The following is an 11,760-nucleotide window of genomic DNA, read 5'->3' on the forward strand; positions in this document are numbered from 1 at the left end:
CCTTAGGCTGTGCAGCAGTGAAACCTCAAGAACGGGGTTCGCGGGCAAAGCCAACCCGGATCACGGCGCATGACATTCAGCAAACGGACGTCGCCTACACTCAGACAACGCAGGGAAAGGCCGGCTGGCTGGCGTGCAGCGCATCCGGTTGCACTTGCGCGCGCAGGTCGTTTCCTGCGTCACGGTACCTTGGCGCTCGCTTTTGCCACCGCCGGCTGCGCCGGCCCGGACGTGACGCCCACCAACAGACGACTTGAACTGACGACGGGTGCCGTGTCGCTTGCGCAGTCGACGTTTGATGTGAGCGACACCGGCATCATCCTTGCCTTTTCCGGTGGCGGCGCCCGCTCCGCTGCCTTCGGCTACGGCGTCCTGTCGGCGTTGGCCGAGGCGCCGTCCCCGGGCGGGCGAGGGCGCCGGCTTGCCGACGATGTCGCGGTTGTTGCCGGCGTCTCCGGAGGTGCTGTGCTCGCCTCCTATTTTGCCTTGAACGGCCGCGCGGGCCTTGAGGATTTCCGCAAACGGTTTCTCGGACGCGATGTCGAGGCCTCGCTCAGGACGTCGTTTTCACCACCCAATATCCTGCGCGGCTATCGCGGCGGGGTGAACGATCTCTCCGGTTTTCCGGCCTGGCTCGACGCCAACCTGTTTAACGGCGCAACGCTCGGCAACATCTCGCGCTCCGGCCATCCACGCCTGGTGATCCACGCGACCGATCTCTATAACCGCTCACCGTTCATCTTCGACCGTGCCTCGTTCACCGCCATCTGCAGCAGCTACGACGACTATCCGCTCGCCTATGCGGTTGCGGCCTCGGCGGCCGTCCCGGTCGTTTTCGCGCCGCTGACCTTGCAGAACTTCCGAAGCGGTTGCGAGGCGTTGCCGGAAGCGAAAACACAGAAGACAGGGGTTCGCGCGCCGGGCTCGCTCGTTGCGCGCGAATACGCTGGCTCCCTCAGGCGCTATGAAACGGCAAGGGATCTCAACTATCTGAAACTCTACGATGGCGGCCTGGTCGATGGCATCGGAACGCAAAGCCTGCTGCACCTGATGGGCCGGGGTGCTCCGGAACCCATCCCAGCGGAGCGCGCCTTCCGTCTCAGGCATTTGGTTGTCATCGTCGTCGATGCCTCCACGCGGATCGGCGGGGACATCTCGAAGACAGTCGACAGCCCCAAGGCTCCCGATGCGATCGTCGCCGCCATCGACGCGATGATCAATATTCCCAATCTTCAGAGCTTCGATGCGCTGCGCGATCATCTGCCGGCCTGGCGGGAAAGCTTCGTGACTTGGCGGTGCGGCAGCAGCGGCGCCAAGCGGGGCTGCGGCGATCTCGATGTCGATATCATCCGGCTGGCGCTGTCGGATGTATCCGAACCGGTGCTGGCGCGGCGGATCCTCGGGCTGCACAATCGGCTGAGCCTCAACGAAAAGGACGTCGATTTTCTTGCGGATCTCGGCCGGCGCCTGTTGCGCGACAATGCCGGCTATCGGCGGTTCCTCGACCGCGTCAACCATGGCGGGCCGAACCTGGCCCGCGCGGGTTGAGAGGTTGCAGACTGAGAAGGCAGGTTAGCGAGAGCCTGCCGGCTCAGTTCGCCCGTGCCTCCAGCCAGTCGTGCCACTGGTCCTCGCTGCCGTGGAAGACGTTGAGGTCGATCTTGCCATCGACCCCTTGAGAAAGGCCAGAACCGGAATACTGCCAGAACAGCCACTTGCGGTTCGGGTAGACGATCGACGGGTGCTGGGCGACGGCACGCAGCCAGAACGGATAGTTCTTGAAAGCGCCCTGCAGGTTGTCGGCGTAGAAGTCCGGCGCCGTGTAGATGATAGGACGCTGGCCGTAATGGGCCTCGAGCTTGTCCATGAACACCTGCATCTTTTCGCGCACGCGCTCGGGCGACAGGCGACGCTTGCAGCTCGATTCGCCATTATATTCGACGTCGATGACAGGCGGCAGCGCGCCCGGTTCACGCGGAACGTTGCGGATGAACCAGTCGGCCTGTTCGCCGGCCGTGCGGCACCAGTAGAAGAAGTGATAGGCGCCGCGGCGGATGCCGGCCGCCTTGGCAGCGCGCCAGTTCTTCTTGAACATCGGGTCGAGGTGGTCGCCGCCATCGGTCGCCTTGATGAAGGCGAAGTTCGCCCCTTGTGTACGCAGCCGAGCCCAGTCGATGTCAGCCTGCCAGCGCGAGACGTCGACGCCATGCACGGCCATCTTGCGCGGATTTTTGGCGCGGCCGAAGTTGATCGGCTTGGCGTCACGGAAACGATGACCGTAGATGCGCGAGCGGCCCTGTGGCATCGCCTGGGTCACCGGATTTTCCGGCGCGACGAAAGCGACCGGCCGCGCGTCCGGAACAGGCGCGGCGAGCGTCGTCGTGGTGTTTGCCGCGGGTGCAAAGGCTTCCGGCTCCGGGACCGGTCCGGCCCAGGCGAGCATTTCTTGGGGCGGTGCCGATTGAACGTTCTGCGGCGGCGTCATCTGTGCGACCCGCGCGCCGACATTGGCGGCGGGCACCGGTGCGGCCGACATCGCGACCGAACTCGTCGTTTCGCGCGAGGGCGGCGCGATGGTGTCCAGGCTCGAACTGGAGGAGCAGCCCGAAATGAGGCCGGCAAAAAGGATTGCGGTCGCAGCTGAAAGACGCATGGGCACCCGTACGCAAAACAAGGTCGACGGCGATCGCCGGCCGACAGGTGTGAAATAGCTAACGGAAGCTTACCCAAAAAGTTTGAATCCAATCTTACCAAGCGAACCCAATTTCACGCACTGGAGGTTGCATCGGGCCGGGCACTTTGACGAGGCGTGGTGGCGCTGTCAGCTGGACGAATGTTCGATGCCGGTGCCTGTCCGTTGCCGGCGGCTGGTGCGGAATTCGAGGTTGCGGGCGATGGTGTCGTCGAGCGCGCCGGACGCGTCGGTGATCATCGTCGGCGCAAAATGCGAACGGAAACCCTCGCCGACCCGGAAGGCTGGTGTGTAGAGCGGGCCGAGCGGCTGTGTCGTCGTCACATAGGTGAGATTTTCGTCGCTTCCCGAGCGCGTCGGCAGGCCGTGGCGATGCAGGACCGAAGGAAGCGCGAGGCGCAGGCTGTTGGCCAGCAGGTGGATCATCTGCCGCCCGGAAAGCGAGTGGCGGTAGTTGCGGTAGAACCCCAGGCAATGGCGCAGGATACGGGCGCGGTTGCCGTCGAGGCGCGACAACTTGCGGGCAAAGAGGGCCACGTCCTCAAGACCATCGAGCGGACGGGTCATCAGGGTGAAGCCATCCATGTCGCGCAGCTTGGCCGAGGGCAGGAAGCGTTCGTCGGCGACGCACTCGTCGAAGAGCGGCGTGCCGAGCAGCGGGATCGTCAGGCTCAGGAACGCCGGCAGAGGCATCGTGGTTTCGCCGGTGATGAAGGCGAGCTCCTCCTGCATAGCCTCGATCGTCTGCGACGACGGATCGAACATCAAGCCATACTGGAAGGCGACGCCGGCGTTGAGGCAGGTCTGGATCGCCTCCAGTTGCGGCACCACCAGGTTCTGCTTTTTCTGGTAGCGTTTCAGTTGCGCTTCGTTCAGCGTTTCGACGCCGCTGAAAAGGCCGAGACAGCCGGCCGCCCGCACGGCTTCCAGATTGGCGGGATCGCGGAAGAAGTCGCCGGTGACGAGCGCAATCCAGCCCTGAAACAGCCCCTCCCGCCACAGCGATCGGATCACTTCGAGCTTGTCATAGAAGACGTCCTTGCTGTTGCCGTAGAAGTTGTTGTCGATGAACAGCACGTATTTCTTCGGCGGGGCGTTGCGCAGCTGCGCCTCGATATAGGCGGGGTCGTAGCTGTGATAGCGTCTGCCTTCGGCGGTTAGCGCACAGAAGCTGCACTTGAAATTGCAGTAGCGGCTCGTCTCGATGTAGCTGACCGGACCGCGCCAATTGGCAAGGTCGAAGCGCGGCAGTGTCGTCTCGGAGACGGCCCATTCGCCAAACACCTCCCTGATGACCGCCTGCATCTCCTCGACGTCACCGTCGCAGGCGTAGTCGAAGGTTTCGGCGCTCGAAACCGGTAGATTGCGCACGACCGGCCCGCCCGCGACGACGACGCAACCGGGTGACTTGGTGCGGGCATAGGCCGTCAGGTGCTGCATCCGGTCGAAGGCTGCGGTCACGCCCGTCAACACCAGCATGTCGAGGTCGGCAAAGGCTGCCTCGTCGACGAGCGGTCCGTCATGGAATTCGCTGTAGGCGCGAAGGTCCACGCGGTCGCGGGCAAAGGCGCCCGCCAGGAACAGGTGGCCGGTTCCCTGGGGGATGAAGTCGGGGCGGCCCCTGGGGTTCCGGGTTTCGTCGAAATGGGCTAGCACGATCAGGATGCGGGGAGGACTGGGACGGTTCATGCGCGGCTCCCCTGAGATCTGGCAAACTGGACATGCGGCGTTTGGTCGGTTTGGCCAAGCGGAAGAACCTCGCACCACGTGGCCCGGCGCAGCGAAAACATCGTCTCGAACGCCTGGCGCGCTTCGGCGTCTCTCGGTCCGGCGGCATGCTGCAGGGCGGCAAGCGCGACGGCCGGCATCTCCAGCCGGATCGCCTCCGCGAGGGCATACTGGGTGACGCGCTCGGCGCGGCGTTGTTGGCCGCGGCGCAGATGCAGGGTCGCTTCGCCGAGCGCTGCCACCGGTCGGCCGATCGGGTAAACCCGCGCAAAGCGCTCGAGTTTTCTAAGGACGAGCTGTGCGGCCAGCAGGTCGCCTCCGTCAGGGTCGCTGGCGACATCGAAGAGACGGGCGAGCGCCGGTAGCGTTCGCGTCTTCATCGCCGGGTTGAGCGTCTCGCACCAGGAAAGCGCGCGCTCGAGCCAGCTTGCGGCCTCCGTGCTGTTGCCCCGTCGCCGGGCGGCCTCGCTCAGAAGCGATGCGCCTTCGATCGAATGGACGAGTTCCAGCCCGTCACCCTTTTCGCGAAGGATCTGTTCGAGTTCGTCGAGGTCGGTGTCGATCGCGTTCCAGCGGCCAAGTGCTGCGTGGCCCCTGAGACGGCCGAGCAGGCCGCAGCCGAGCACCTGCATGTCCCCGCGCCGGCGCCCTTCCTCGCAGATCCGCTGCACGAGGATCTCCCAGGGCGCGATGCCCTCGAAGGCGGAGGTCAAAAGCCAAGGGCCGGAAATCGTCTCCAGCCCGACCGCCACTTCGCACCAGCGCCTCAGGTCGCCGACCGTCGCCGCATTGTTCAGGCCGGCCTCGAACGCCCGCTTGCCCGCGTGCCAATGACCGATGCCGATCTGGTACATGCCCGACAGTAAGTCGACCCGCACGCGCGTTCCCAACTGGTCGACGCGTTCGGAAAGTGCTGCCGCCAGCCGACTGTAGTGTTCGGCCTGGCTGTGCAGCGGGATCACGCCGCATATGGCGCCGAGGCTGGCATAATTGGCGGCGGTCGTCGGAGAGACGTATTTGTTTCTTTCGGCAAGGTTCGTCGCCCTCAGCGTCGCATGGATCAGCCGCAGCTTCTCGCTGGTGAAGTAATAGATCCGCGTCAGGTCCTCATGCGCCTTCGCCGCAAGCAGGAAGGGATCGGACGGCGATCGCGAGATTTCGCGCTTCAGGATCCAGTCCGCGTCGCGGTGGATGGTGCGCCGCCACACTTGTTCGGCGAGATCGAGTACGAGATGCAGCGCGAGGCCGGCAGAGGTGCGCGGCAGCGGCAGGCCGGAAAGCCGCAGGCCTTCCTCATAGGCATGGCGGGCCGCTTCGGCGCGGCCAAGATTGAGGCTGGCTTCGCCGAGCAGGAAGCAGGCGGCCGCCCGTCTTGCCGGTAGAATGGTGATCGAAAGGTCGCGCGCTGTCTTGAAGAAGCGCTCGATCAGATCGACGACGGCGGCGTTGTCGAACTGGCGCAGCCGCAGTTCGGCAACGCGGTCCAGATAGTTGAAGGCCTGCGCGGCGTCGCCTGCGCGCTCCCAGTGGCTGAGCACGCGCGGCAGGTTTTCCGCATTGTCCGGCTGCCCGCCTTCCTCCATCGCCTTGGCGATCGCGCGATGCGCTTCATGGCGCTGTTCCGACAGCAGGCTTTCGTAGATCGCCTGGCGGATGACGGCATGGCTGAACATGAACCGGCCCGGGCGGTCGTCGGCGGGCTTGATCAGATGCGCCGCCCGCAGCCGCTCGATGCTCGCCTCGATGTCCAGTGCCGTCTTCCTGATCGGCGGCAGCGCGCCAAGCTCGGCAAGCGAGAAGGTCGCGCCCATGGCGCTTGCGATCTTCAGGAGAACCTGCAGCTCCGCCGGAAGCTGGTCGGTCCGGGCAATCACGGTAACCTTGGCGGTATTGAGCAGGGTCGCATCGTTCGAGCGGGGCTCGGAGAGCAGCGAGACGGCTGCGGCAGGCTCGGCCGCCTTGGGCAGCCGGCGCTCGCCGATCATCCGGCAGATTTCGCAAATCAGCAGCGGGTTTCCGGCCGACTGCGCATAGACCGCCTCGCCGAAGCCGTCGGCGGGCGAGTTGCTGCCGATTGATGCGCGAACGAGCGCGATCGTACCCTCGAAGTCGAGCGGCAAAAGATCGAGCGTCTGGGCGCCGTTGTGGTGCAGGCCGGTCCACCGGGTCAGGTCTTCCTGCGTGCGGGTCGTCCGGGTCGATACGACCACCGGCACGGGTGCCGCCCCTGAAACCAGCCGCCCGAGCAGCTGGCCGGACGCCTCGTCGAGCCAGTGCACATCTTCGAGCACGACGAAGCCCTGTCCCCCGGCGAGACTGTCGGCCATGAGCTCGCTCAGCAGCTCGCGCAGCCGATGGGAGCGCCCGTCGCCGGACATGGCCCGGGTCTCCGGCGTGTCCGGCAAAGTGAGGTTGATGGCATCGTTGAGCAGCGGCGCGAGGGAAGCAAGCTCCGGTCTTTCCGCAAAGAAGAGCGCCACCTGGTCCGTGGCCTCGGCGCCGCGCAGATCGCCGATACCGAGCAGGTCGCGGATAACCCCACGCCAGGCGAAATAGGGGACGTCGCTTTCGATGTCGTCGGCATTGCCGACGAGCACGCGGTTGCCGCGGTCGCGACAGCGCTCGACGAAGGCGCGCAGAAGGGCCGACTTCCCGACGCCGGAATCGCCCTTGACGATCATGATGCCGGACTGCCCCCTGGGCGCGCTTTCGAGATAGGCGGAAAGGGCCGTCATTTCGGCCGCACGGTTGAGGAGTGCCGGTGACTTGGTGTCGATCGTTGCGACCGTCTCGGCAATCGGCGCGAAGGCAGACACGCCGCCGCGCACGCCCGGTATGGCCAGCGACCACGGTCCGGAGAAGGCGATCTGGCTGGCCGTCTCCTTTGCCGTCGCCTGGTCGACAAGGATGCGCCCGGCGGCAACGCTTGCCAGGCGCGCGGCCATGTTCACGGCGGCGCCGACCACCGTGTAGTCCGCGCGGTGGCTGGCGCCGAGCGCGCCACAGAAGCTTTCGCCGGTGGAGATGCCGGCCGAAAGGCCGATATCGGGATCGTCGAGCTCGCCTGAAAGACGCAGCGCCGCAACGATCGCGCGGCGCGCATTGTCGGCATGTTTGGGGCCGGGCAGACCGAAGACCGCGAAGATCTCGAGACTGTTTGCGTGAAGGGCCGTATGGAGGATTTCCCCGCCGGTGCGGCCGACAACGGCGATCGACCGTGCAACGAGCTGGTTCAGCCGATCGAGATCTTTCTCGAGGTCCGGGCCAACGATATGCACGAACAGGGCCGTAATGGTTCTCAGGTCCGCCAGCCACTCCGAAAGCGGCGATAGAAGCCGACCGCGCAGCGAAAGCGGCAGGTAGGCTTCAAGCCGCTTGCTGGCGAAGCCCGAAAGGGGGTGGGGCTGCCCGGTTGCGGTCGAATAGGGATCGATGCGTTCGAGGCGGGCGGTGCCCTCCCGGCCGGGCCGGCCGGTTGCCCGCTTGCCGATCAGCTGCCACACGGCGTCGGAGACGAGAATTTCGCCGGCATCGCTCAAAAGGCCGCAATGGTCCGCCTGCGCCAGGCAGTCGCCGCCGACGATCAGCCAGCGCTGGTCGATGCGGGGAACGAGGTGCAGCAGGGTGATGGTGCCGACGCCGACGGCGATGCGCAGCTGCAGCGCGTCCTCCGGCCCGCCCGGGCCGCCGATCTCTTCACGGATGCGGCCGGCACAATAGCAGCTGCGCCAGGCGGCCTGCTCCAGCTCGCTGTCGGAGGCAGCCTGCCAGCCGGCAAGCAGGCTGTCGCCGGCAAAGCTCAACACGGTGCCACCATGTTCCTCGATATGCCGGACGAGCGGCCCCATGTAGCCGTTGAGCAGCCGGCTCACCCGTTCGGCGCCGGCGGCGCGGTCGCTTTCGGACCATTTGGCGGTCAGGCGGGTAAAACCGGAGATGTCGGCGAACAGCAAGGCGCCGGGAAAGTCCTCGCGCGTCGGGCCAGCCGAATCCGTCGCCGCCGGGGCAGACCATCGAACCAGGGCTCCCGACAGGTAACGTTGGAATTCATTCTTGCCGGCGCCACCTACCACGCAAAATTCTCCCCAAGATTTTAGAGTAACATGCCTCCTTTCGCACTTAAAGGCCGCCCGTGTTGACCTATGGGTTTCCAGTAACGGCAAGTAAATATCTGTTCCACGCCGCTTGCGAACGGAGTAATGTTTGCCCGATTGTTCGAGGGGGTCTCGCAACAGGAGGGGATGATGGGGGTCGACTGGGCTGGTCCGGTCGCCGCCGTGACACGCCGCAATGTCTTGCGGCTGTTCTCGGCAGGCGTGATGGCGAATGTGCTTTCCGGGTGTCGACACGACTGGCCACCGGCCGCGGCCTGCGAGCTTCCTTACCCGATCGTCGACGTTCACTGCCATTTCTTCAACGCGGCCGATGTGCCCGTGGAAGGGCTGGTGCGCTATGTGGCGCTGCGGGAGAAACTGCCGGAAGCAAAACTCTCCGCCGATCCGCTGCAGTCGAAGCGTCTGGAAAACGCCCTGGTGGTTTTCCTCGTGACGGCCCTTGGCGACGTCGCGCCCAAGGCCAAGGCTGAGGACGCTATTCTCAAGAAGCGGGTGCCGCGCCCCTCCGACGCCGAGTTCGAGCGGCAGAAGGACGAGCAGTTGCGCATCGCCGTCAAGCAACTGGTCGCGCTAGCCGGCGAGCAGCGCGCATCGTTGACCGCACGAAGCGGCGCCGAAACGCCGGATTATCAAGGCCTGCTGGAACAGATCGGCGGCACCCCCGGCCTGCCGCAGGGCTTGCAGCGGCGCTCCGGCAGCGTGGAGGAGACGGATGTCGATGCCCTGGCGTCGGCCGCCAAGGCCCACGAACAGATCGGCAACTACCTTTCCTTCGTGCGCCTCATGCAGGACTACCGCGAAAACCTGGCGGAAACCTATGCCCGGATCTTCGCGTCGAAATGCCGGTTTTCCATGATCACGCCGAGCATCCTCGATTTCGAGAAGTCGATCGGCGGCAGGGCATCGCCGCAGCACGACCAGATCGACGTGATGGACGAGATCCAGCAGCTGGTGATCAAGCGGCACGGCATCCACATGCACAGCTTCGTCGGCTTCGATCCGCACCGGGAGGCGCAGAAGCGTGGCTCGTCGCTGGAAAACGTCCGCTACGCGATCATGGAAAAGGGCTTCATCGGCGTGAAGATCTACCCGCCGATGGGCTTCAAGGCATGGGGCAATGCGGATCCGGCGATCGATGCGGCGCTGAAGCGGCTCTACGACTGGTGCCGCGACAACAGCGTGCCGATCATGGCGCATGCGGAAAACAGCATCGGCGCCGGCTGCGGCTATGGCAATATGGCGAGCCCCGCCTACTGGAAGAAGCTGCTCGACACCAACCGTTACAATGACTTGCGGATCAATCTGGCGCATTTCGGCGCTTTCGATGAAGTCATTCGCCCAGGCGCACCGACGGGGGTCATGGTGTCCTGCGCCCAGGACAAATTCTCCGGTCCGCCGACCTGGGAGGACATCATTGGCAAGACGATCGGCCACGGGCGCCGGCCGAACCTGTTTGCCGACCTGAGCTACCTGAGCGAGCTCGTCACCGACAACACGCCCGGGCTGCACGAAAAAATCCGCGCGCTGCTCGACAAGTGGCTGCGGGACTACGATCCCGATGCGCGCCATCTGATGTTCGGCACCGACTGGTCGATGATGGCGCTGGAGAAGGACTACAACGCCTACGTCCCGCGGATTGCCCAGCAACTGAAGGAGGCCAATGTCAGCGAGGAGGACCAGCAGAACATCTTCTGGAAGAACGCCTCCCGTTACCTCGGCCTCGACCGGCCGGGGCCGACCCGCCAGCGGCTCGCCACCTATTGTCGCAAGCGTGGCCTGGACGCCTCCTGGCTCTCGCAGCTGGAGATCGCCTGACCGCGGAGACTGCTACCCGCGGCCCGGCACGTGCCTATCGCCACGGTGCGGTTCTGGCGATCCAGTCGCGCGTCCGGCCTTCCGGGTCGGCATTGCGGGTGATGTCGGTAACGACGGCGGCGATGTCGGCGCCGTGCTCGAAGACGCCGGCGATCCGCTCGACGTTGAGGCCGCCGATGGCGACCAGCGGCAGCAACCCGACACGGTTCCGCCAGGCGGCAAGGCGCGGCAGTCCCTGCGGCGCCCACTTCATAGCCTTGAGAATGGTCGGATAAACCGGTCCGAGCGCGACATAGTCGGGCTTGGCAGCAAGTGCTGTCTCCAGTTCCGTCTCGTCATGGGTGCTGAGTCCGAGCTTCAGGCCGGCGGCGCGGATTGCAGCAAGGTCGGCCTCCGCCAGGTCCTCCTGGCCGAGATGGACGAAGTCGCAGCCTTCCGCGATCGCCAGTTGCCAGTAGTCGTTGACGATGAGCTGGCAGCCCTGCTCGTCGCAAACGGCCTTGGCCGCGCGGATCTCGCGGCGGATCTCCGCTTCCGTACGATCCTTGACGCGTAGCTGCACCAGCTTGACGCCGAGCGGCACCAGCCGCTCGATCCAATCCGCGCTGTCGACGATGAGATAGAAGGGGTCAAGTTTCACGCAAACACCGCCTTTCCGATGACGGGGGTGGAAGGGACGGCAAAATCGCGCGGTTCGAGCATGCCCGCCTCGAAGGCCTGCCGGCCGGCATCGATCGCGCCCGCGAAGGCAGCGGCCATCAGTGCGGGCTTGGCGGCGCCGGCGACGGCGGTGTTGAGCAGGACGGCGTCGTAGCCGAACTCCATCACCGTCGTTGCGTGCGAGGGCCGGCCGATGCCGGCATCGACGATCAGCGGCACATCGGGAAAGTTGGCCCGCACTGCCCTGAGCGCCTGGATGTTCTGCGGCCCCATGGCGCTGCCGATCGGCGCGCACCAGGGCATCAGCACCTTGCAGCCGGCTTCCACGAGCCGTTCGGCAACCACGAGATCATCCGTGGTGTAGGGAAAGACTTCGAACCCTTCGGCCGAGAGGATGCGCGCCGCCTCGACCAGGCCGAAGACATCGGGCTGCAGCGTATCGTGGTGGCCGATCACTTCGAGTTTCAGCCAGTTGGTGCCGAAGACCTCGCGCGCCATCTTGGCCGTCAGCACCGCCTCTGACACCGAGTGGCAGCCGGCGGTGTTCGGCAGCACGTGCACGCCGAGCGCCCGGATCAGTTCGAAGAAGGCGCCGCCCTGGCGGCCTCCGGCGGTTTCGCGCCGGAGCGAGACCGTGACGATCTCAGTGCCTGACGATCGCACCGCATCTTCCAGAACGGCGGGGGAGGGGTAGCGGGCGGTGCCGAGCAGCAACCGTGAGCGCAGGTCCTGTCCATAAAGCGTCAGCAT

At 65.4% G+C, this 11,760-nt stretch carries 7 protein-coding genes; 2 read left to right on the forward strand and 5 right to left on the reverse strand.

Annotated features, from left to right (window positions below):
• Window positions 1–69: 69 nt before the first annotated feature.
• Window positions 70–1,548: a patatin-like phospholipase family protein gene (locus IB279_RS15565; protein WP_113187151.1), complete on the forward strand. Its 1,479-nt coding sequence runs from the start codon at window positions 70–72 to the stop codon at window positions 1,546–1,548.
• A gap of 43 nt (window positions 1,549–1,591) precedes the next feature.
• On the opposite strand, the gene IB279_RS15570 is transcribed toward IB279_RS15565, so the two are convergent.
• From IB279_RS15570 to IB279_RS15580, 3 genes are all read right to left on the reverse strand, one after another.
• On the reverse strand, window positions 1,592–2,653 hold the full coding sequence (locus tag IB279_RS15570; protein WP_034798446.1) for a GH25 family lysozyme: 1,062 nt from the start codon (window positions 2,651–2,653) through the stop codon (window positions 1,592–1,594).
• Between the two features lie 168 nt (window positions 2,654–2,821).
• Entirely contained in the window at window positions 2,822–4,381 is a 1,560-nt protein-coding gene (locus tag IB279_RS15575) for a radical SAM protein (protein WP_113187149.1), read from the reverse strand.
• Window positions 4,378–8,493 carry an AAA family ATPase gene (locus tag IB279_RS15580; protein WP_162741115.1) on the reverse strand — a complete coding sequence of 1,372 codons (4,116 nt, stop codon included), beginning with the start codon at window positions 8,491–8,493 and terminating at the stop codon, window positions 4,378–4,380. The genes IB279_RS15575 and IB279_RS15580 overlap by 4 nt, the downstream gene beginning before the upstream one ends.
• A gap of 126 nt (window positions 8,494–8,619) precedes the next feature.
• Here IB279_RS15580 and IB279_RS15585 point away from each other — a divergent pair, with 126 nt between their 5' ends.
• Entirely contained in the window at window positions 8,620–10,350 is a 1,731-nt protein-coding gene (locus IB279_RS15585) for an amidohydrolase family protein (protein ID WP_090296652.1), read from the forward strand.
• Window positions 10,351–10,384: 34 nt separating this feature from the next.
• Here IB279_RS15585 and IB279_RS15590 read toward each other — a convergent pair whose 3' ends face one another.
• Entirely contained in the window at window positions 10,385–10,990 is a 606-nt protein-coding gene (locus IB279_RS15590) for a thiamine phosphate synthase (protein ID WP_113504720.1), read from the reverse strand.
• Window positions 10,987–11,760, reverse strand: a complete 774-nt coding sequence (locus IB279_RS15595; RefSeq protein WP_060521899.1) for a thiazole synthase — start codon at window positions 11,758–11,760, stop codon at window positions 10,987–10,989. Before IB279_RS15595 ends, IB279_RS15590 begins: the two co-directional genes overlap by 4 nt.

The sequence above is a fragment of the Ensifer sp. ENS06 genome (assembly GCF_014852205.1).
Lineage (GTDB): Bacteria > Pseudomonadota > Alphaproteobacteria > Rhizobiales > Rhizobiaceae > Ensifer > Ensifer adhaerens.